21 protein-coding genes and 1 tRNA gene are annotated in these 20,272 nt (G+C 66.5%); 6 read left to right on the top strand and 16 right to left on the bottom strand.

Going from position 1 to position 20,272, the window contains the following annotated elements:
- Positions 1-433: 433 nt before the first annotated feature.
- The 3 genes from ACFW3F_RS07920 to ACFW3F_RS07930 all read right to left on the bottom strand — a co-directional run bounded on the left by ACFW3F_RS07920 (position 434) and on the right by ACFW3F_RS07930 (position 4,557).
- Complete coding sequence (locus ACFW3F_RS07920; protein ID WP_388056006.1) at positions 434-2,512, bottom strand: DUF6541 family protein; 2,079 nt, start codon at positions 2,510-2,512, stop codon at positions 434-436.
- Between the two features lie 117 nt (positions 2,513-2,629).
- The gene (locus tag ACFW3F_RS07925) at positions 2,630-3,895 is read right to left on the bottom strand and encodes an MFS transporter (RefSeq protein ID WP_388056008.1); all 1,266 of its coding nucleotides are present in this window, start codon (positions 3,893-3,895) and stop codon (positions 2,630-2,632) included.
- The gene (locus tag ACFW3F_RS07930; RefSeq protein WP_388056010.1) at positions 3,892-4,557 is read right to left on the bottom strand and encodes a GntR family transcriptional regulator; all 666 of its coding nucleotides are present in this window, start codon (positions 4,555-4,557) and stop codon (positions 3,892-3,894) included. Before ACFW3F_RS07930 ends, ACFW3F_RS07925 begins: the two co-directional genes overlap by 4 nt.
- Positions 4,558-4,825: 268 nt before the next feature.
- Here ACFW3F_RS07930 and ACFW3F_RS07935 point away from each other — a divergent pair, with 268 nt between their 5' ends.
- Positions 4,826-6,022, top strand: a complete 1,197-nt coding sequence (locus ACFW3F_RS07935) for an NADP-dependent malic enzyme (RefSeq protein WP_388056311.1) — start codon at positions 4,826-4,828, stop codon at positions 6,020-6,022.
- 102 nt (positions 6,023-6,124) lie between these two features.
- Here the strand turns inward: ACFW3F_RS07935 and ACFW3F_RS07940 are convergent, their stop codons facing one another.
- The 7 genes from ACFW3F_RS07940 to ACFW3F_RS07970 form a co-directional block, all read right to left on the bottom strand.
- Entirely contained in the window at positions 6,125-6,796 is a 672-nt protein-coding gene (locus ACFW3F_RS07940) for a VOC family protein (protein WP_388056012.1), read from the bottom strand.
- Between the two features lie 45 nt (positions 6,797-6,841).
- Positions 6,842-7,549: a hypothetical protein gene (locus ACFW3F_RS07945; protein WP_388056014.1), complete on the bottom strand. Its 708-nt coding sequence runs from the start codon at positions 7,547-7,549 to the stop codon at positions 6,842-6,844.
- Between the two features lie 6 nt (positions 7,550-7,555).
- The gene (locus ACFW3F_RS07950; RefSeq protein WP_388056313.1) at positions 7,556-8,023 is read right to left on the bottom strand and encodes an enoyl-CoA hydratase; all 468 of its coding nucleotides are present in this window, start codon (positions 8,021-8,023) and stop codon (positions 7,556-7,558) included.
- Between the two features lie 58 nt (positions 8,024-8,081).
- On the bottom strand, positions 8,082-8,564 hold the full coding sequence (locus ACFW3F_RS07955) for an enoyl-CoA hydratase (protein ID WP_388056016.1): 483 nt from the start codon (positions 8,562-8,564) through the stop codon (positions 8,082-8,084).
- Positions 8,565-9,188: 624 nt separating this feature from the next.
- Positions 9,189-9,677, bottom strand: coding sequence for an enoyl-CoA hydratase (locus ACFW3F_RS07960; RefSeq protein WP_388056018.1), 489 nt, complete (start codon positions 9,675-9,677; stop codon positions 9,189-9,191).
- A 20-nt stretch (positions 9,678-9,697) separates the two neighbouring features.
- Complete coding sequence (locus ACFW3F_RS07965; RefSeq protein WP_388056020.1) at positions 9,698-10,891, bottom strand: hypothetical protein; 1,194 nt, start codon at positions 10,889-10,891, stop codon at positions 9,698-9,700.
- Between the two features lie 44 nt (positions 10,892-10,935).
- Positions 10,936-11,436 carry a hypothetical protein gene (locus ACFW3F_RS07970; RefSeq protein ID WP_388056022.1) on the bottom strand — a complete coding sequence of 167 codons (501 nt, stop codon included), beginning with the start codon at positions 11,434-11,436 and terminating at the stop codon, positions 10,936-10,938.
- A 600-nt stretch (positions 11,437-12,036) separates the two neighbouring features.
- On the opposite strand from ACFW3F_RS07970, the gene ACFW3F_RS07975 reads away from it, so the two are divergent.
- The 4 genes from ACFW3F_RS07975 (at position 12,037) to ACFW3F_RS07990 (ending at position 14,972) form a co-directional block, all read left to right on the top strand.
- Entirely contained in the window at positions 12,037-12,618 is a 582-nt protein-coding gene (locus ACFW3F_RS07975) for a hypothetical protein (protein WP_388056024.1), read from the top strand.
- Positions 12,619-12,665: 47 nt separating this feature from the next.
- Positions 12,666-13,511, top strand: coding sequence for an esterase/lipase family protein (locus ACFW3F_RS07980; protein WP_388056026.1), 846 nt, complete (start codon positions 12,666-12,668; stop codon positions 13,509-13,511).
- An 84-nt stretch (positions 13,512-13,595) separates the two neighbouring features.
- A tRNA-Thr gene (locus tag ACFW3F_RS07985) sits at positions 13,596-13,671 on the top strand.
- 257 nt (positions 13,672-13,928) lie between these two features.
- Positions 13,929-14,972, top strand: coding sequence for a hypothetical protein (locus ACFW3F_RS07990; RefSeq protein ID WP_388056028.1), 1,044 nt, complete (start codon positions 13,929-13,931; stop codon positions 14,970-14,972).
- A 21-nt stretch (positions 14,973-14,993) separates the two neighbouring features.
- Here ACFW3F_RS07990 and ACFW3F_RS07995 read toward each other — a convergent pair whose 3' ends face one another.
- Both ACFW3F_RS07995 and ACFW3F_RS08000 read right to left on the bottom strand, forming a co-directional pair.
- Positions 14,994-15,788 carry a phytanoyl-CoA dioxygenase family protein gene (locus ACFW3F_RS07995; protein ID WP_388056030.1) on the bottom strand — a complete coding sequence of 265 codons (795 nt, stop codon included), beginning with the start codon at positions 15,786-15,788 and terminating at the stop codon, positions 14,994-14,996.
- A gap of 117 nt (positions 15,789-15,905) precedes the next feature.
- Positions 15,906-16,466 carry a TetR/AcrR family transcriptional regulator gene (locus ACFW3F_RS08000; protein WP_388056032.1) on the bottom strand — a complete coding sequence of 187 codons (561 nt, stop codon included), beginning with the start codon at positions 16,464-16,466 and terminating at the stop codon, positions 15,906-15,908.
- Between the two features lie 155 nt (positions 16,467-16,621).
- Here ACFW3F_RS08000 and ACFW3F_RS08005 point away from each other — a divergent pair, with 155 nt between their 5' ends.
- On the top strand, positions 16,622-17,464 hold the full coding sequence (locus ACFW3F_RS08005; RefSeq protein ID WP_388056034.1) for an alpha/beta fold hydrolase: 843 nt from the start codon (positions 16,622-16,624) through the stop codon (positions 17,462-17,464).
- A gap of 95 nt (positions 17,465-17,559) precedes the next feature.
- Here ACFW3F_RS08005 and ACFW3F_RS08010 read toward each other — a convergent pair whose 3' ends face one another.
- The 4 genes from ACFW3F_RS08010 to ACFW3F_RS08025 form a co-directional block, all read right to left on the bottom strand.
- Positions 17,560-17,739: a hypothetical protein gene (locus tag ACFW3F_RS08010; protein ID WP_388056036.1), complete on the bottom strand. Its 180-nt coding sequence runs from the start codon at positions 17,737-17,739 to the stop codon at positions 17,560-17,562.
- Between the two features lie 103 nt (positions 17,740-17,842).
- Complete coding sequence (locus tag ACFW3F_RS08015; RefSeq protein ID WP_388056038.1) at positions 17,843-18,367, bottom strand: SRPBCC family protein; 525 nt, start codon at positions 18,365-18,367, stop codon at positions 17,843-17,845.
- A complete protein-coding gene (locus ACFW3F_RS08020; RefSeq protein ID WP_388056040.1) occupies positions 18,364-18,807 on the bottom strand; it encodes an ArsR/SmtB family transcription factor in 444 nt (147 codons plus the stop codon). Before ACFW3F_RS08020 ends, ACFW3F_RS08015 begins: the two co-directional genes overlap by 4 nt.
- Positions 18,808-18,848: 41 nt before the next feature.
- On the bottom strand, positions 18,849-20,135 hold the full coding sequence (locus ACFW3F_RS08025; protein WP_388056042.1) for a DNA polymerase III subunit delta': 1,287 nt from the start codon (positions 20,133-20,135) through the stop codon (positions 18,849-18,851).
- Between the last annotated feature and the right edge of the window lie 137 nt (positions 20,136-20,272).

Here is a 20,272-nt window from a genome sequence, read left to right on the forward strand (position 1 = left end):
TCGCTCGCACCTCAGGGAGCATGGATTTCGGACACTCACGAGTGTTCTTTCGTGGTCCACGACAGCCGCCAGGCCGCAGATACTGAGGTGCGAGGCGCGACCTCTTGCTCCCTGAGGTGCGAGGCGCGACCTCTTGCTCCTGAGGTGCGAGGCGCGACCACTTGCTCCCTGAGGTGCGAGGCGCGACCTCTTGCTCCCTGAGGTGCGAGCGAAGCGAGCCTCGAAGGGTCTTGGTGAAATAGGTTGCTAGACCCTTCGTGGCTCGTCGCTTGCGCTCCTCGCACCTCAGGGAGCAGAACGGTGGTCGCTTGTGCTCCTCGCACCTCAGGGAGCACAACGGTGGTCGCTTGCGCTCCTCGCACCTCAGGGAGCATGGATTTCGGACACTCACGAGTGTTCTTTCCGCTCCCTGAGGCTATGCAGTTCTCTCGGATCAGGGGGCGGGCGGCGGGTAGACCAGGTCGTTCACGCGGTAGATCACCGCGTCGCCGCGGCGGAACACCTCGGTCAATCCGGGTGCACCGTTCTGCCGCAGCGACAGGAACGGGTCGCCCTGATGTCCGCGCGCCGGGTCGGGCATGCCGCGCTGGAACTCCCAATAGCTCGGGGGCGAGTCGATCACGTAGTGCACGTTCATGTCTCGCACGATCTGATCGATCGCCGGGTCGGCGCCGATCTCCGACACGCCCCAGAACAGGTCGCGCTGCCGCTCGGAGAACTCGTTGGCGCGATAGAACGGGAACATCGGTGTGACGCCGGTGACCGGGTACAGCCAACCGGTGCCCTGGTCGAGGTTGTTCAGGACGAGTACGTCCTGGGCGTCGGGTTGCGCGGCCAGCCAAGCGTAGGCGGCGAGGTCGTCGGGTCCGACGTACTTGCCGCCCCGCTCCTTCGACGCGATCTGCGCGTTCGGCGGATAACGGACGACTGCGGCGCCGCCGATCAGCGCCAGCAGCACCACGTACGTCGCGGCCACCACCCAGCGCGCCTTCCCGGGCGTCGCCTCGCTCGGTTCCTGACCGTCGGTCTGGTCCGATCCCGAACGGCGTCGGACGAGGCCTGCCACACCCAGCGCGAGAGCACCGACCGCGGCACCCGCCGCGGCCGCCGAGATGATCGCGACGACGAACGTCAGGCGATGGGGCGAGTTGTAGAAGTAGCCGCCGATCACGCCGAGTGGGTTCGACAGCGGACCCAGCGACACCATGGCGTTGGCGGTGACCAGGGCGAACACGAACCAGGCGACGAGGCCGGCCCAGCAGCGCAACCAGATCAGCGCGATCAGACCGAACAGGGTGACGGCGATCAGCGGCCAGACCGGGAAGTGGTCGAGTTCGAGCGGGATGGTGCCGTTGAACGCACCCTTGACCAATCCGTCGAGGACGCCGATCGTGTCCTCGCGGAAGTCGAAGAACGGGAGTTCATTGGTGTCGGCGACCCGGATGGTGCCCAGCACCACCGGGGCGATGAGGATCAGCGTCAACACGGCCGTGACCGCGAGGGCCGCGAGATCACGCAGGCGGCCGGCAACCGGACGCCACAGACCCTCGCACAGCCACCAGAGGCCGACGATCACGCCGATGACGATGAGGCCGGAAGGGTGGGTGGCGGTCACACCGGCGACTGCCAGCGCGGCCGGCAGCACGCGCGACCTGTCCGACACGACGCTCATCACGAGTACGGCGGCCACCGGCGCCAGGCTCACGCCCACGGCGTTGGGCACGGAGGTCAGCTGGATCTCGACGTACGGCAGCGACGGGAACAGCGCGCTCAGCGCTCCCGCGGTGCCCGCGATCAATGCGGCCGAGTCGACATCGTAGCGGTGCCGCGCGAACCAGTACGCCAGCGATGCGACGCCGAGCGGCACGGTGATTGCCAGTACCGCAGGCGAATACGTGTTGTAGAGCTCCACCGGGTCGGCGCCGGTCAGGGGAAACAGCAGAGCCCCCAGCGCGTGCCAGGTGTTCGGGTAGTAGTTGAAGCCCTGGGTGTCGTAGTTCATCAGCTCGCCCATGCGCATGGCCGAACCGATTCCGGTCTCGTGTATCCAGCGCAGAGAACTCGCGTGCCACAACGAGTCCCACACCTGCGAGATGTTGCCGAGACCCGCGAAGGCGGTGTTGACGATCGGTCGGATACAGGTGACGGCGATGACGATGCCGCCGAGCCCGAGTCCAGCTGCGGCCCTAACCATCGCAGTGCGGCCGACGCGGGGTTCGCCGGTGTCCTCAGGCGTTGGCGCCAGACGTCTACCCCAGCGCGTGAGCAGCAGAGCCGAATAGATCCAGGCGCCGCCGACCGCGAAGACCAGGCCCACCAGCGCCGACACCGCATTCCATTCGAAGCCGACGATCGAGTACAGCACCGTCAGAATCGAGACCAGGGCAAAAGTGATGGGCGGGCCGGCAGCGAGGGCGACCGGCCACGGAAGGTTCATCCGCCTGCCGACAAGCGCACCCGGCAGGATCAGCACGAGCGCCGTCACCACGACGACCCATGCCCCAAGCATCATCGCCCGCGCCTTTCCACACTCACCCGCTGCACACTCCCCGTCGCACCCGCGGCCACTGCCTGCGGTGCCTGACCAAACTCCCAGCAGGTTACCGGGTGGTCGGGCAGAGCCGCCGTGTCACCGTGCCCGGACGGCTCCGGTGTCTGCGGTCGACGCGAGCGGGGCGTGCGGGTCGTGCGTGAGTTCCGGCCCGTGGCGTCGATGCCCGACGAGGGTCACCGCCAGCGACACCACGGCGGCCACGGCGCCGAACCCGAACATCACCGGATACGTGATCGCCGCCCACGTCTCCGAGATCCAGGCCAGCACCGCAGGCACGGCGAAGCCCAAATAGGTCACGCCGTAGTAGACCGCCGTGAGGCCGGCGAGGTCGTCGGGCCCGGCGATGCGCTGCACCTCGAGAAGACCGGCGATCATCGCCATGCCATAGCCACAGCCGAGCAGTGTCGACGCCAAGAGCGCGACCCAGACGGTCAGCACGTGGGCGGCCACCGCTGCGAGAACCATCCCGGCCACGAGCACCACCAGGGCGACGACGACTCCGCGGAGACTTCCCGGCCGGTCGATCCGCCGACCCAACGACTGGATGCCGAAACCGGCGGACAGGCCGAGAACACAGCACAGGCCGGCAAAGGCGATCGGCGCCCCCGCGGTACGCCCGGACATGAGGGCGGGGACGATCGCATAACCCGACGCCGCGGCACCGAAGACCCAGGGCGCGAGCGGGACCACGACGAACACGAAACGACGATGAGTCGCGGACGGGATGCGCAGATCGTCACGCAGGCGACCCGGCGAAGCCTGCCTGGGACGCGTTTCCGGAACCAGCACAACAAGATTCGCCGCGATCACCGCGACCACGATGTTGACCAGGTACGGGAGCACATGCGGCCAGGGGCCCCACTGCGCCAACACCCCGGCGACACCTGCGCCGACGCCGAAACCGGCGGTCAGACTCATGGCCGCCCGACCCGCGCCGGTACCGGCACGGGCTCCGTCGCGGTCGGACAGTTCCTTGATCCAGCTACCGCCGACGGCCATCGACAGACCCAGCGCGATGCCGCTGCACACTCGACCGGCAGTGAGGAGCGCGACGGACTCCGAGCCCGCGGCCAGTAACCCCGAACCGACGGCCGCGAACAGCGGAGCGGGCAGCATGAGCGGTCGCCGACCCAACCGGTCCGACAACGGACCGCCGATCAGCAGGGCGGGCACGATGCCCAGGACGTAGGCGAACAGCAGGGCATCGACGACCACCGGCGACATGTCGGTGATCTGCCGGTACATGACGAGCAGCGGCGTGAACTCGTTGCCTCCCCAGGCGGTGGCGAACACGGCCAGCGCGACGGCGGGCCACCCGAAGCGCGAGCGGTCGGCGGTCATGCGGACGCTCCCGGCAGATCGCGACCTGGAAGGTCGTGCACCGCTGCGAGATGCCCGGCGAGCAACTCACCGAAACGCTCGGCGTCGGCGGCCTCGACGGCGCCGAGTAGCGCGCAGTGGTCGTCGAGGATCCGTGCCGCGACGTTCGCGTCCCGGTGAACCGAAGCCGTCGTCATCCGGCGATGTCGCTCCCCCAACGTCGAGTAGAAGTCCGACAGCAACGGATTGTCGCCGGCCGCGGCGATCAGCTGATGGAACTCGGCGTCGATCCGCGAGAACTGCTGGACGTCAGCGGGGTCGGCACGACGATGCGCGTCGAGATTGTCGCGCAGTCGGCCCACGAGGTCGGCCACCGCACCGGGACGCGCCACGACCGACCTCACCGCGTGACGCTCGAGGAGCAGGCGTGCGTCGATGACGTCGCGCGTCTCCCGGTCACCGATCGGAACCACCAGCGCCCCCCGCTTCGGGTAGAGACGCATCCACCCTTCCGTCTCCAGACGGAGGAAAGCCTCCCGTACCGGAGTGCGGCTCACCGAGCACCTCGCGGCGATCTCACCCTCGCTGATCAGCTCACCGCCGGCGATCTCGTTTGTGAGAATTCGCTCTTTGACCTCGGCATATACCCGCTCAGCAGCGGATTCGCCGGACGCATGCGACATAGACACAAGTTGTACCTTACCAACGATCATTGAGCGTTTCACCTGGGCCGACCCACCTTCCGTTCCGATCTCAGACGGTGAGACACTTAATCCGGCCGTAACGAGCGTCACCTCGCTCACACGCGCCCGGCCCGCGTCCGCTGAGCCCACCCGCTCGCGTCGATGCGGATCACTTCTAGCTCGCGGGCAGCGTGGCCGGCGAGACGATGCAACCCGCATATTTCGCGGCATTCCAGGAGGACCCGTGACGAGCACGGAGGACACACGTATGGGCGAGACCCCCTACACCGAACCCACGATCGCCGATCACCCCATCACCGACGAAGAGATCTTCTTGGCGCACGTCGGCGGCAAGCTCTCGGTGGAGCTGCGCGCACCCATCGACACGCAGCGCGACCTGTCGATCGCCTACACCCCGGGCGTCGCCCAGGTGTCGCGTGCGATCGACACCGACGCCACGCTGGTGAACAAATACACCTGGACCGATCGTCTGGTGGCCGTGGTGAGCGACGGGTCAGCGGTGCTGGGTCTCGGCGACATCGGTCCCCGCGCCTCGCTGCCCGTCATGGAGGGCAAGTCGGCGCTGTTCCGCAGCTTCGCCGGACTGAACTCTATCCCGATCGTCCTCGACACCCAGGATCCCGACGAGATCGTCGAAACCCTCATCCGGCTGCGTCCGAGCTTCGGCGCGGTGAACCTCGAGGACATCTCCGCGCCTCGTTGCTTCGAGATCGAGCGTCGTGTCATCGAGGCCCTCGACTGCCCGGTCATGCACGACGACCAGCACGGCACCGCAATCGTCGTCCTCGCCGCCCTCAAGGGTGCGACGACCCACCTCGGCCGCGACCTCGCCGGCCTGAAGGTCGTGATCTCGGGCGCCGGCGCCGCGGGCGTCGCGTGCGCGAACATCCTTCTGGCAGTGGGAATCTCCGACGTCGTCGTGCTTGACTCCAAGGGCATCGTGTCCGAGGGGCGTGACGGACTGAACGAGTCGAAGACCGAATTGGCGTCGCGCACCAATCCGCGTGGACTGACCGGCGGCGCGGTCGAGGCACTCGCCGGTGCCGACGTGTTCATCGGCGTCTCCGCGGGTCTGATCCCCGAAGAGCTCATCGCCTCGATGAACGACGACTCGATCGTCTTCGCCCTCTCGAACCCCGATCCGGAGATCCATCCGGAGGCCGCTGCCAAGTACGCCGCGATCGTCGCGACCGGCCGCAGCGATTTTCCGAACCAGATCAACAACGTGCTCGCGTTCCCCGGTGTCTTCAAGGGCGCCCTCGACGCCGGCGCGCGCCGCATCAGTGAAGGCATGAAAATCGCTGCGGCCGAGGCTATTTTCTCGGTCGCCGCCGACGACCTGCGCGCCGACCGCATCGTCCCCAGCCCGCTCGACGACCGGGTCGCCCCGGCCGTTGCGGCCGCTGTCGCCGACGTGGCCCGCGCCGAGGGGCACTGCTTCTAGTCGCTCAGCTCCGACCGGCAGACCTCGATCGAAGTCTGGCAGACCTCGATCGAAGTCTGGCAGTCGAGTCGAGGTCGATCGGTTCCTGACGGCTCGCTCGGCTCAGTAGTTCTGGTCCTGCCAGGTGCACAGGCACACCTCGTTGCCCTCGGCATCGGCGAGCACCCAGAAGGCCGGGGCGTACTGGTCCGTGAGGAGCTGACCGCCGGCGGTGATCGCGGCCTGCAGACGCTCGTGCAACTCGTCGGTCGGGATCCACAGGTCGACGTGCATGCGGCTGCGTTGCGGGCGCGGTTCGTCCATCTGCTGGAACCAGACGCTGGGTAGGCGGCCGGCGGGATCGACGAGGTCGACGGGCTCGCGCTCGGCGGCGTCTCCATAGCCCAGGACCGCTTTCCAGAACGGCCTGATGGCTGGGATGTCGAGGGCGTCGATGGCCAGGTTGAACTGGGTCACCGGCGCGGACACCGGTTCGAGGCCGAGGTCGGCGGCGATGCCGGTGATCCGGTTCGCAAGCGCCACATCGGCTTCGGTCAACTGGTGTGCACTGTGTGTGGTGAGCACGAGATGCACTGTCCCGTACCGAAGATCGATGTCCGGGTGATGATTCGCTTCCTCGGCGGCATCGATGATCTTGGCGACGAACTCACCACCTCGCACCATCGACCCGGTGTTGTAGGCGGCTGCGAGTCTGTCGGCGATGACACGCCAGGGGTCGGCCACCATCTCGGCGGCCTCGGCGGTGGTGAGCGGTGTGCGAGTGGACCCGGTCATACCGCCCCATGCTGCCCGCTTCCTCGGGATTGCGAAAGGGGGCGGTCAGCGCCTGTTTGTGGTCGCTGCGGCGAGTGTCGCGATGGCCTCGTGCGTCGCAGGTAGGCAACCGCGGCGCGCGTCCTGGTCGAGGGCGGTGCCGGCGCCGATCACGGGGTCGTAGTCGAGGCCGATAACACCGCCGACCGAACCGGACACCACATTGACCAGCATGTCGGCGAGGCCGTCCTGATGGGTGGCCGGTAGTTGCGCGGAGATGACGACGATCGTCTTCTCCAGCACCCCTGCCCGGTCCCATTCGGTGAAGACGACCCGGGCGCGGTTCAGTAGGTCGGGTCGCGCCGCGATGACGAGTACCGGAGTGAGGTTCGGGAGGTCGTCTTCGGCGAGTTCCGGCAGCAACGTGAGCGGATGCGCGCCGGCGTCGACGACGGGCACCGCACCCTGCCGCCACGTCTCGACGACAGCGTCGGTCACCGTCGCCTCCTCGGGCGGAAGCCACAGACCCGTGCCCGACGCCGTGCGCAACAGTTCGGGGTTACCCGATCCGCGGAGCCGCAGCTCGATGTCGCAGTCGTTCCCCGACGCGTCCACCCACCACGAGAGAAGCCCGAGCGTCGACGCCGCCCGATGCTCCGCGAGTAGGGCCGAAACAACCGACGTGCCAACGCCTCCCGCTGTCCCACACACGACGACGGCCCGCTCGGCCCAGGCCTGCGGGTCGCTGTCGCGTGGTGTGGTCGGGTTGGTCATATGGAGTTAGGGAACGAGCATGTGAAACCCGACGAGTCCACCGGTCGGTGTCCGAACTGGGTTGTTGATGGCGTAGGTCGTGATCCCGATGGTCGCCGGCCCCGACCCGGTCGGGACATCCCATACCTTCTTCAATCCGGGGCGGGGGCCGAACGTCGCGGGCACCCACTTGTGTAGGGCGTAACCCCGGAGGCTCGTATAAGTCGTCTGAAACAGCAAGCGGCAGTTCGGATTCCGTTTCCAGCTGGTGCCGTCACCACCAAATCCGTTGGACCGCGCAGTCACCCGCACGACACCCGGCTTGTTCTGCGGCGTTTTGACAGTGACGTTCAAGGTTCCGCGGCAGAGGGAGTGGTCTCCCATTGTCCCCAGATTGTTGCCATAGAGCGCAATGTTCGGGATCGGCGCGGCAGTCGCCTGGCCCGCGCCAATAATACTCGCCATAGCGACGATGGTCAGCGCAACCGCCGTCATGATGAGCTTTTTCACTCACGACCTCCTAGTCGGCTCGCGAGCCGCTTCATATCTGCTCTCACGGAACCAGGTAATAGCCGCCAGCTCCGAGACCCTGATGCAGTCGAACAGGGCTGTTGGCGGAGTAGGTGGAGACATAGATCGAAGCGATACCAGAACCCGTAGGCACTTCCCAAACCTTCTTCTCTCCGGCCTTTCTGCCGAACGAACCGGTAGTCCACTTCTCGAGACTGAGCCCACGAATGCTTGTATAAGCGGTGAGGAAGAGTACGCGACAACGGGGTGTCCGGTTCCAGGTGGGGCCGTTACCCGTGAACCCACGCGAAGTAGCAGTCACGCGTACCACTCCACGCTTCTTCGGGGGCGCGTCGATATGCAGCGTCACAGCGCCTCGACAGAACGAATGATCGCCGAAGGTCTCAAACGTGTCGCCAGTGGTTCGCCACTGTTGCAAAGGCGCGGCCGCGGCCTGACCGCCTCCGATGAGGCCGGCGACTGCCGCCAAAGCAAACGCGGTGAACAATACAACGAGTTTTTTCATTTCAGATCCTAGGGTGCGAGGGGTCGGCATTTAAGGCACCATCATGAAGAAGGATGGACCCGCAGGAGACTGCAGGATGCGAACGGGGCTGTTGACGGCATATGTAGTGATGCCCATCCAGGCAGGGCCGGAGCCGGTCACAACGTGCCACGTCTGCTTCTGCCCCGGTTTCGGCCCAAAGGAACCAGCCGTCCACTTCTCTACATCGAGTCCTTGAACGCTCGTGACGGCCGAGCGAAACAGAATGCGACAGTGCGGATTCCGGTTCCATGACGGACCCTGGCCCGAGAACCCGTGTGAAGTCGCGGTGACCTTGACAACGCCACGTTTCTTAGCCACGGCGTCGACACTGTATGTAATGGCACCGCGACAGAAGGAATGGTTACCGAACGTACCGAATGTCGTGCCGTTTGTACTGAAGTTCCGCATCGGCGCAGCAGACGCCTGTCCTACGTCCGACAAGGCGCTGGCAAGTGCGAGGACAATGGCCCCCGAGCACAGAACTGCTCTCTTCATACGTGTCATCCTCGCAATAGGGGAAGGCGGCTACACAGTTGGCGCCGCTGCTCCAATTGAGCGGTACGGTCCTGGTACCAGGTCAGATCACGAGACCCAACGGCGGAGCTATGGCACCAGCATGTAATACGACAGACCGAGTGATTGCCGTAGACGGATCGGATTGTTGCGTGCGTACGACGACAACTGAAGTTCGACCACACCGGATCCCGTCCTGATGTCGCGAACCACCTTCTGCCCACGTTTCGGACCGAAATCCGCGTTGAAGAAGCTCCATTGCGCGTAACCGATCGCGCTGGTGTGCACCGCGCCGATCAACAGTTTGCACACCGGATTACGCTTCCAGCTCGGACCCTGCCCGCTAAACCCATACGATGTAAGCCCGACCCGGACGAAGCCGGGTTTCCTCGGAGCCGCAGTGAGACTAACGCGGAGTTCGCCATTGCAGAATGAGTGATTTCCCACTGTCGCAAATCGGTCACCATTGATCGAGATTCTCTGCAGTTCGGGTGCTGCGGCGCCTTCACCCGATCCAGTGATCAATCCGGTGAGCACGGCGGCAATCGTGGCCAGCACAACCACCAGTCGTTTTGGCATCAAAACTCAACTCACTCTCGTTAGCGTTCGGCTGCATCTGCGCCGGCATCTTCCGAGGGCCAGGCGATGTCGCTGCCCGGAATCGCGGTCCTCAAACTCTCTGCCTGTCCTCGCGTCCAATCACGGACCGATTTCTCGACGTGTGGACCTAATACGGCGTAGGGCGATCGGGCTTGAACACCTGACCAGCCGAAGGTGGAGGTCCCAACCTTCGCGTCTACGTCGCCACGGTGATTGACCACATAGTCGACAGCAGGTAGACCCGAGCGTCGCGCCTGCTCTGATGTCAAATGGAATTCGAATTGATTCGGCCCATCAGCCTCGGGCAGTGCATGGCGTGGTCCGTTCTGACGCCACGGCTCATCCGGATTCGCACCAGGGTCACCGGCACCAAGCGAGTAAGCCAGAAGCCCGCCTATAGTTCCCCCGGCTACAGCACCTAGCGCAGCACCCGCCGCGCCCGCGCCCGCCGCACCGACTCCCGCACCGATCGCCGCGCCCGCGAGACCCTGAGTTCCGAGGAAAGGAGGCACGGGTAAAGATCCAATTACGACACCAGTAATCGCGCCAACCCCTGCGCCCACAACCGCCGACGGAATACCAAGCGCGACAGCACCGGCGGTACCGCCGGCCATCACACCGATGATCGTCGCAGCAGCACGACGAGTCGCCTCGTCCTCGGGAACACCGGCAGAGATCAGACCCTGCGCGATCTTCGCCTCGCCATAAGCCGACCACGCATTGATCGAGTTCACATCACGCTTCGACATGCCCTCAGGGATGTCGGTGACGAAGTTGCCCACACGGATCTTCTCCGGCGGCGGCGCGATCGGCCGAACCGGCGGCGCAACCCGCGGTGCCACCCGATTGTTGATCAGCGGGGTGTAGGGCTCGTCATACGAATACGACCCCGGCGCGGTGTACGCCTGATACGGCGCCTCCACCGGCGGACCAGGAATGCTACCCGGACCGGGAACCACCACCGGCTCGACAGTCGCCTCAGCACCGCCACCACCACCCGGGGACACATCACCAGGACTTGTGCCACCCTGACCCGGAGCGGTATCGCCCGGACTGGTTCCCCCCTGCTCCGGCACCGCAAACGCCGCACCGGCACCCGCAGTGATCGACACCGCGACAACCGCCGACGTCACCGACAACAACGGACCACTCGGCACCCGACGCTTCCGATGCCGACCCCGACCATGACTCATTTCGCTTCTACCTCTCTAGGCGCCCGAACAGGCTGGGCGGGAACTCATTCGACGGACCGGATGGATTGGATGTAGGACTTGCCGCCGGTGGTCGTCGTACGAATGACCTGGCGGTAGGTGATGGGTGCCGCGTCGGGCTGCAGCTCGGTGAGCACCACCGAGTACTCGCCGGGTCCGCGGTCGGAGACGGTCAGGCAGTGCTTGGTCCCCAGCGGTCGCTGGTTGATGTACTGCTGCATCACGTACTCGGAGGCCACTGCTCCCGGCGCTGCGACAGCGCGTGCCGCCCTCGCCGACCGCAGGGCGTAATAGGCGTGGTTGAAGGCACGGATCGCTCCGGCACCCGACTCCTGATTGCCGGCGTCGTCTCCGTCGGACACGGTCGTCCCCGATCCGACCGGCCGCTGCGTACATGCTGGCTCCCGTGCAACCGCCGACGTGGCCGGCGTCTGCCCCGCGGACGTCACGTCCGTGCTCGGCGTCGACGCCGTCGTCGACTCGGGTCCGTCGCCGCGAGCCAGGACGACACCGAGAACTGTGGCCACAATCACAAGAATGACTGCTGCCGCACCTGCGATTCGTAGTGGTGATCCGACTCGCGGACGCTTCTCTCCCCGTGTGCTCGATCGGCCCTTCCGCTTGGCCCGCACCAACTTCTCGGCCTCGGCCAGGAACGCGTCGAGCTCAGAAGAGGGACGTGGCGTCACGGCTTCCGACACTTCGACGATCGGCCGTTCCGACCGCCCGATCGCCGGGACCGGGCGTTCGAGAACCGCAACAGCAGCGGACTGCGGAGGGACCTGAGCTGGGCCTACGGAACGGTGTCGGGCCAGGTGAGCGGCCAGATCGGCGGCGGGGGTCGATTCGACGGCGGGCCACGGCGGGACGTCGGCAAACCACAGAGCGGGAACGCGCGGCGGCACCAAAGATCCCTCCCCCCGGCCGGTGATCATGTCGTCGTCAAGTTGTGGCAGACGACGACACGACGCAGGGGGTCCCCCGAATACGTCGGCAGTGCCGTCGCTGACCTCGGGTCACCCTACAACAGCTCTCAGCGACGTCTCAGCTGTCGTCCACAGAGGTGACACGCGAGTCGTAGACCGTCATTCGTGCACGTCGAGGGCGACGTGGCTAGGGTCGCGAGTGTGCTTCTCACGGCCGCAGTCGCTCGCGGGATCGCCGACGGAACGGTCGATCTCGCGTTCCGGCGGTGGGGCGATCCACGTATACATCCGGGCTCGAGCTTCATCGCGTTGACGCACGTGATCGAGGTGACGTCCATGCAGCGCGTCGACCCCGAACAGATCACGCTCGACGAAGCGCGTCGTGCGGGATACGACGACGCCGACGAAGTCCGGGCCGCCCTCTGCGTCAACGTTCACAACCCGACCTACCGCATCGGCCTGCAGTGCATCGGCGAGGACCCGCGGATCGCCCTGCGCGCCGATGACGACCTGTCCGACGACGATGTGGCCGAGATACGGACACGCCTCGACCGGATGGACGCGCGGTCCAAGCGCGGACCGTGGACGCGCGAATTACTCGACCTCGTTGCGCGTCGTCCGGGTGTGGTGTCCACCGATCTCGCTGCCGAACTCGGCCGGGACAGAACGGGATTGAAGCAAGACATCACGAAGCTCAAGAAGCTCGGACTGACCGACAGCCTCGTCGTCGGTTACGAACTGTCGCCGCGTGGCGTCGAATTCCGTCGGCGGGATGTCGAGTAGACGCCGAAACGGCGTGCAGCGCCCTCTACTCGGCGACAATTCTCCCCATGAACCGCATCCGAGCTGGAGCCACGTCGGCGCTGACCGCGGTGGCGGCAATGACCCTGAGCCTCGCCTCGGGCACCGCCCACGCCGCTCCGTTCCCGGTCACCACCGATGCCGCGACCGCCATCGCCACCCGGTACCTCAGCCCGGCGTCAGAGTCACCCGCCGGCGCCAACCGCTTCGACTGCCGCGACGACCGCAATCCCGTGGTGTTGCTGCACGCCACCGCGATGAACCAGAGTGCGAACTGGGCGTACTTGGCCCCGACGCTCGCGAACGCCGGCTATTGCGTCTTCAGCCTCACGTACGGTCGAACCAGTTGGAGCGGCGATACGGGTGGCCTGGGCAACAAGGAGCAGTCCGCCCGTGCAGTCTCGGCCTTCGTCGGGCGGGTCCTGACCGCCACCGGCGCATCGAAGGTCGATCTCGTGGGTCACAGCCAGGGCGGGGCGATCGCCCAGCTCGTCACCCAGCTGCCCGGCCGGGCCGTGCAGGTCGGCACCATCGTCGGCCTGTCGGCGTCGAATCGCGGCTACTCACGTGTCGGATCGATCACCGACCGTCTTCCCGCGCGAGCTCCGGGTCAGAGCTACTGGGGTCCCAGGCACCCCTCGATCTCGTACGTCAACCTGGCGACGCGATTCGACGAGATCTCGACCCCATACCCGGTGACGCTGATGCCACCCGGCCCCAACATCACCAACACGCTGGTCCAGGACGTGTGCCCGACCTCGCGGATCGGGCATGTCGGGATGGCCTACTCCCCGACCGTCGGGGCGCTGGTCCGCAACGCGCTCGACCCGCAACGCACGGTGCCGATCGTGTGTGGTTCCGACTTCCCGGGCTGACCCGAGGCCCGAGTGCTTCGACGACCCGGGTTTTGTTCGTTCCCCGACCCTCGCTAGACTCGTCTGCGCTGCCTCGCGTAGCACGCCGCCCTAGCTCAGTCGGTAGAGCAATTCACTCGTAATGAATAGGTCAGGGGTTCGATTCCCCTGGGCGGCTCCATTTCGGCCTCGGCACCGTCCCACGACGGCCGCGGAACACCCGACGAACGGCGCACCGCCGGTCGATCGAACAGATGTCCCGATTTGCGTCATTCAGACGACACCAAGCCACCCGTGCGTCGTCTACTATCTGATCGACAAAGAGGGGGCCCAGGGGTGGCATCACATCGGCGCGGCACACACTGCGCGGTCGGCAACGACGGCGTCGGTCGTCTTCGACGACCCTCGAGATTCACTGCCTCCCTCACCCTCGGCGCGGTGTCGGTGTGCACAGTGATCCCTACCGCGGTGGCGTCGATCAACGTGACCACCCTGGTCCAGGCACTCGCCGCGCCCCACACCGTCCAGGTGGCAGCTCAGTCGAGTATCGAACGGCACGAGCCGATCCCGCCGTCGCCCGATGTCGTCGGCCGGGCACCGTTCCTCGCCGCGCCGGCAAACGGCGATCCCGCCTCCCCTGCAACGCACAACGTCCCTTTCACCGGTACGGCCAGGACGCTGGTCATCGACTACCCGCAGTCGGTCGGCCCCATCATCGCCAGCGGTCCTCGCACTCGGGCCGTGCTGTCGACGGAGTTCGACGACGACACCAAAGAACGTGCGGTGCAACAGAACCTGGCGGTGATGACCGTCATCGCCGGACTGGACGCGAACAGCCCGTTCGTCGTCTACACCGGCGATGCCCAGAGCTCCGGCGGCTCGGGCGTACCCGAGGGCGGGACCGAGCTGGCCGGCCCGCCGAATCCTGACGGGCCGGTCATCGTCCTGGTGTCGGATCCGCGGGGGCCGTGTAGCATTCGGGCGTGGCTGGAGACCATTCCGCTCGTGTCGGCGCTCCTGAGGTCGCTCGGCCGAGGCGAAGTTCCCCCGAGAACCGAACGGCCCGTCGAAACGCCACGATCCGACGACGACACCCGCGGCGAGCCGGTCAACGCCGAACCGCCGCGCGGCCGGCCCATCGAGCCGAACACCGACACTCGCGACACCGGCAGCGGGGACACCACGTCCGACGCGGAAACCGATGCCGAGACAGCTCGTGACTCCGCGGAACCACGGCAAGTGGATCGAGAGACCCTGCCGGACACCGAAGCCCGCAGCGACACGGACACACCGACGGAGCGCGGAGACGACACCGGATCAGTTTCGGGCGCCGAGAGTGACGTCAGCGAACCCGGGGACTCCGGCGACTCGGAGTCCAGCGATCCACCCGGCGATCAGAGTTCTGATTCTGACGACGTCGAATCGGGTGACCGCTCCGAAAGTGACGGTTCCGGCAGCGAGTCGTCGGACTCCATCGCCTAGTTTGTCATTCGGGTCAACACTTCAGCCGAACACGCACGCGAGCGGTGCGGCCGAGTCCCGCGACAGCGGCGACGTGAGCATCACCGGGCCCTGAGCCATGAACCGCGGAGTCACACCTCGATGTTCGTCGGCCGCATGCACGGTGAACGGATGGACGACATAGACATCGCCGGGACTTCCGGTCGCATAAGCGATGGGACGGTTCCGACTCGCCTCCTCGAGGGGCGGACCGACGTCGAATGGGCTCTGCCCTCGGTCATCGAGCACGTGCACGGCGTCGTGATGCGACCCCACCCGGATGCGGGTCGGCGCGTCGGCCGGTCCGACCTCGGAGAGCAGGGTCAGCACCAGCACGGTGTGGGACCGTCGGCTCACCACCCACGATCCGTCGTCATTCGGCGTGTTGGCGTCAATGTGCCAGCCACGGTCGTCGACGGTGGGCGGCAACGGAAACCGGACCGGGATGTTGCCCAAGGCTCCCCGCGGCGTCCAGCCGCCGACACCGCAGATCGCATCGAGCGTCTCGGCCAGCTCCGGGCTGTTCGCAAGCGCCGCGAACGGTCCCGCGCCCACCATGTCCGACGCCCAGCGCACCGGTTCGCTCCAGCTCTCGGGATCCGCCGCAGGTAGTCCCAGTTGCGCCCACAGGCCGGTGCGCGCACGGTCGGCCGCGAGTCGCAGATCCGGACGCTCGATCTTGATGAAGCCGTTCGCGATGAAGGTGTCGGTGATGGAGGCGTCTGAGTCGATCACCGTCGCAGGGTCGCACCGATCACGGTCCGGCGCGAGCGATTTTCCCCTCGGGCTGGCGGTCATGAACGACCGCGTGCGATCTCGCACTGACGAACGACGCACAGTCAACGGGATTTGACGCACAGTCGACGAGGAACGACGCACAGTCGACGGGGGCTCGCGGCCTGCCCAGGTGTCACATCATCTGAGCGCTTGATCGATCAAGACCTCGGCGGCGGCACGCGCATCGTCGGCGGCCCGAACGGAACCCGCGATGGCGGCCGTGGTCTGAGCGCCTTCGGCGAGGATGGAGAGTTGTGCGCCGAGGCTGTCGGGTGCCCCCAATTCCGCGACCAGCCCGGCGACATACCGCTGGAAGTCGGCCTTCTGAGCACGGACCGCCGCGGCGACCGACGGCATCTCGGCCCCGAGTTCGCCGAAGGTGTTGATGAACGCGCATCCGCGGAATTCGTCGGTGCCGAACCACTCCAGGAGGAAGTCGAATACGGCGAGCAGCTTCTCCCGCGGCGTCGACAGTCCGTCCGCGCACGCGGCGATCCCTGCGTTCCACTGTTCGGTCCGGGCGTCGAGCACTGCGAGGATCAGCGCTTCCTTCGACGGGAACATCGAGTAGATCTTCTTCAGCGACACCCCAGCGGCGTCTCGGACCTTGTCCATTCCGACGGCATGGACACCATGCGCGTTGAACAACTGGTCGGCGGCACGGACCACCTGGTCCCGCGGGTCCGGTGCGTCGGTCATCGCCATCTCCTCATCGACTCGACCTCGCGTAGGGGTTGCGCGGGGAACGATCGTTCTCTACTGTAGCAATCACCGGCGAGAACGATCGTTCTCCCGAGCGCCGTAACCGATACCGATCCCGATCGGGTCGCCTCATCAGAGAGAAGTGATCGCACATGGGCTACATCACCGTCGGCACCGAGAACTCCACCGACATCGAGCTGTACTACGAGGACCACGGAACCGGTCAGGCCGTCGTACTGATCCACGGCTACCCACTCGACGGCAACAGCTGGGAGCTCCAGGCACGCGAACTCATCGACGCCGGCTACCGGGTGATCACCTACGACCGTCGCGGATTCGGCAAGTCCAGCAAGGTCGGCACCGGCTACCACTACGACACCTTCGCCGCGGACCTCAACAGCGTCCTGGAGACGCTCGACCTCCGCGACGTCATTCTCGTCGGATTCTCCATGGGCACCGGCGAACTCGCCCGCTACGCCAAGAACCACGGGACGGACCGCATCGCGAAGTTCGCGTTCCTGGCGTCGCTCGAGCCGTTCCTGGTCAAGACCGACGACAACCCCGAAGGCGTCGACCGTTCCGTCTTCGACGGCATCGCCGCGGCCGCCAAGGACAATCGGTACGCCTGGTACACGCAGTTCTACAAGGACTTCTACAACCTCGACGACAACCTCGGCAGCCGCATCACCCAGGAGGTCGTCGACGCGAACTGGAACACCGCCGTCGGCAGTGCGCCGGTCGCCGCCTACGCGGTCGTCCCCACCTGGATCGAAGACTTCCGCGAAGACGTTGCCGCAGTTCGCGACTCGGGTAAGCCGACGCTGATCCTGCACGGCACCGCCGACAACATCCTGCCGATCGACGCCACCGGACGCCGCTTCCACCAGGCTGTCCCGGATGCCGACTACGTCGAGGTCCCCGACGCCCCCCATGGCCTGCTCTGGACCCATGCCGCCGAGGTGAACGAGGCGCTGTTGGCGTTCGTCCAGAAGTGAACACTCCGCTGTGAGCTCGGACACGAGCCCACCCGCGTGAACCAGAACGGCCGCCGGATGGACTTCCATCCGGCGGCCGTTTGTCTCTCAGATCCCTACCGGGCCTCGCCCTCGACCTGTTCCGAGTCCTCAGCGGCCTCGTCGGACGCTTCGGCATCCTTGTTGTCGGCGAGGGGGTCGTAACCCGGGACACCTTCGAGCACCGTCAGTTCCTGATCGATGGCGGCCGAGACGGCCTTGGCATCTTCCTTGATCTTGCGGATGAAGTCCGACATCGCCTGCTCCTCGCTCATCGTCGGCGTTCGCGCTCGCGACCGTGACCTCATGATAGGTCGCGACCCGCGCCACCTTCGGAGATCGAGTCCGGGCGAGATCCGATCAGTCCCGGAACATGGCCTCGTACGAGGACGCGAGGGCCGGGTAGTAGGCGTCCCAGTCGACCTCGACGACGCTGCGACCGGCCTCGGCGACAGCCAACCGGTCCAGGTAGTACTCCCACCCGGGACCGACGTTCTCGGCCGAATCCGGCCGCGGCAGCCCCTGCGCGAAGGTCAGAGTGGTCGTCCCATCGGTCTCGGCGAGATCCAGTTCCAGCCGCCACACGTCGTCGGTCCCGTCGGTCCCGGGCGACTTCGACTCGACGACGAGCCGGCGCGGCGGATCGCACTCCAGGATCGAGAACCGCTCGGGCTCCACATCCTCGCCTTCGGCCGTCATCCGAAAATCGACGACTCCGTCGGCGGGATCGCCCGTCCATGTTCCTATCCAGCGTTCCAACCGGGATGGTTCGGTGATCGCGGCCCATACGGCGTCGACCGGCGCGGCGAACCTGCGCTCGAGTATCAGGTGCGGCACACCTGCCCGGATCTCGCGACGGCCGGTGGCCGTGACGTCGGCGGTCATCCTGTCTCCTTGTGTCGTCGTCTGATCGAATCAGTCTGTGCAGGAGTGGAATCGAGAGATTCGGTGTGGGCATCGGGTTGGCCGCGTTCGCGTACGGTGCGTCGTACCTCGAGGTCGAGCGCATCGAGATGCCGACTGTCGAATCTCGGCTCGACGACTTCGGAGTCCACGGCGTCCGTGCCCACGACTTCGGAGCCCACAGCGTCGAGCCACGCCCGAACCGAGGCAAGCGCGCCGGGTGCGAGTTCGTAGTGCCGCTCCCGCCCGTGGTCGATGGCCGTCGTCACGCCCGATTCGCCCAGGACGCGCAGGTGCCGCGAGATCGCCGGTCGACTGATCGGGTGGTCGGCGGCAAGATCGACGACGCGCGCCGGCCCGCGAGCGAGCCGCTCGATCAGCGCTCGACGCACCGGGTCGGCAATCGCCTCGAAATCGTCCACCTCCTATTGGTAACACACGAGTTACCAATAGGACAGACTTCCTACGTTCTGACCGGCCGCGCGAGTGCGAGCCCGATCCGCGCGACCATGTCGTCGACGGCGAACTTCGGCTTCACGTTCATGTCGAGGGCCTCCCGGCACGCGAGCACCGCCTCGACGCACTGCAGCAGCTGCTCGGGCCTGGCATAGCCCGCGAGCGGGTTGGCGAGGTCGTCGGCCCTGTCCGGATGCATCGCGGTGACCTGAGCTCCCACCGCGACCACGAGCGCGTCACGGAACAGCGCGGCGAGGTCGACCAGAGCACGATCGAGGACGTCGCGTCCGACCCGGGTGGCCCGCGACTTCTGTCGCTTCTCCAGCTCCTTGAGCGCACCGGCGCTACCGCGCGGCATGCGTGCGGTGCCCTTGCCGGTACCGCCCGCGCCGAGTGCGGTCTTCATCTCCTCGGTCTCGGCGACGTCGAGTTCGGCACTGATCGCCTTCGCGGCCTCGTCGGCCGACCGCACGAGTTCTTCGGCGGCGGCGTACGCGGTCGAATCCCGGGCAGCGGCACGAGCCAGCCCGAGCGCGTTCTCGCGTTGTCTTCGGGCCTCCGGGTCCGTCGCGAGCCGGCGCGCACGACCGATGTGGCCGCCGCACACCGACGCCGCCCACCGCGCCTGCTCCGGGTCGAGGCCGTCGCGCTCGACGAGGACTCGCTCGATGTCGGCGGTCGTCGGCGTGACAAGTGCGACGTGCCGGCAGCGCGACCTCAGGGTCACCGAGATGTCCTCCGGATCCACCGACGGCGCGCACAGCAGGAACACCGTCCGCGACGGCGGCTCCTCGACGACCTTCAGGAGAGCGTTCGCGGCCTGCTCGGTGAGCCGGTCGGCATCCTCGACGATGACGATCTGCCAGCGTCCGGTCCCCGGCCGGCGAGCGGCTGCCTGGACGATGTCGCGCATGGCGCCCACCGCGAGACTCAGCCCCTCCGGCACCACATGACGGACGTCGGCGTGAGTCTTGGCCATCACGGTGACGCAGGCGCGACACTCGCCGCAGCCGATGTTCGCGGCGTCGGGCGATTGACACTGGAGAGCCGCGGCGAAGCACTGCGCGGCCACCGAACGACCGCTACCCGGCGGTCCGGTGAACAACCACGAGTGGGTCATCGATGCCCGCGTCCACCCCGCGTCCACGGCCGGGATCTCGTCGTCGGGCAGGAACAGGTTGTTCGAGGTCCCCGAGTCGAGCCTCGCCGCGAGTACACGCGCCGCCCGTGCGGCCGCCCGCAGATCGTCGGCGATGGCCTCTTGCCCGGTCAGCCGATCGAAGACATTTGTCACAGCAACACCCTAATCCGCAGTTCGGACACGCCTGAGACGCGGAACCGTGTTTAACGATTGCAAGCAGCCAGCTACCGTAGTCTCCGTGGTTCAACAACGGTCGCGGTGGTCAAAGGGCCTGCATCTGGCCCGATGGC

This window comes from Gordonia sp. NPDC058843 (assembly GCF_042743165.1).
Taxonomy (GTDB): Bacteria; Actinomycetota; Actinomycetes; order Mycobacteriales; family Mycobacteriaceae; genus Gordonia.

Excerpts from the sequence above, each read along its gene's own strand:
- ACFW3F_RS07945 (WP_388056014.1), bottom strand. The coding sequence starts at position 7,549 with ATGACCAACCCGACCACACCACGCGACAGCGACCCGCAGGCCTGGGCC.
- ACFW3F_RS08005 (WP_388056034.1), top strand. The coding sequence starts at position 16,622 with ATGGGCTACATCACCGTCGGCACCGAGAACTCCACCGACATCGAGCTG.
- ACFW3F_RS07960 (WP_388056018.1), bottom strand. The coding sequence starts at position 9,677 with ATGCCAAAACGACTGGTGGTTGTGCTGGCCACGATTGCCGCCGTGCTC.
- ACFW3F_RS08015 (WP_388056038.1), bottom strand. The coding sequence starts at position 18,367 with ATGACCGCCGACGTCACGGCCACCGGCCGTCGCGAGATCCGGGCAGGT.
- ACFW3F_RS07995 (WP_388056030.1), bottom strand. The coding sequence starts at position 15,788 with ATGACCGCCAGCCCGAGGGGAAAATCGCTCGCGCCGGACCGTGATCGG.
- ACFW3F_RS07950 (WP_388056313.1), bottom strand. The coding sequence starts at position 8,023 with ATGACGGCGGTTGCGCTGACCATCGTCGCTATGGCGAGTATTATTGGC.
- ACFW3F_RS07930 (WP_388056010.1), bottom strand. The coding sequence starts at position 4,557 with ATGTCGCATGCGTCCGGCGAATCCGCTGCTGAGCGGGTATATGCCGAG.
- ACFW3F_RS08000 (WP_388056032.1), bottom strand. The coding sequence starts at position 16,466 with ATGACCGACGCACCGGACCCGCGGGACCAGGTGGTCCGTGCCGCCGAC.
- ACFW3F_RS07980 (WP_388056026.1), top strand. The coding sequence starts at position 12,666 with ATGAACCGCATCCGAGCTGGAGCCACGTCGGCGCTGACCGCGGTGGCG.
- ACFW3F_RS07965 (WP_388056020.1), bottom strand. The coding sequence starts at position 10,891 with ATGAGTCATGGTCGGGGTCGGCATCGGAAGCGTCGGGTGCCGAGTGGT.
- ACFW3F_RS08010 (WP_388056036.1), bottom strand. The coding sequence starts at position 17,739 with ATGTCGGACTTCATCCGCAAGATCAAGGAAGATGCCAAGGCCGTCTCG.
- ACFW3F_RS07935 (WP_388056311.1), top strand. The coding sequence starts at position 4,826 with ATGGGCGAGACCCCCTACACCGAACCCACGATCGCCGATCACCCCATC.
- ACFW3F_RS07955 (WP_388056016.1), bottom strand. The coding sequence starts at position 8,564 with ATGAAAAAACTCGTTGTATTGTTCACCGCGTTTGCTTTGGCGGCAGTC.
- ACFW3F_RS07920 (WP_388056006.1), bottom strand. The coding sequence starts at position 2,512 with ATGATGCTTGGGGCATGGGTCGTCGTGGTGACGGCGCTCGTGCTGATC.
- ACFW3F_RS07940 (WP_388056012.1), bottom strand. The coding sequence starts at position 6,796 with ATGACCGGGTCCACTCGCACACCGCTCACCACCGCCGAGGCCGCCGAG.
- ACFW3F_RS07925 (WP_388056008.1), bottom strand. The coding sequence starts at position 3,895 with ATGACCGCCGACCGCTCGCGCTTCGGGTGGCCCGCCGTCGCGCTGGCC.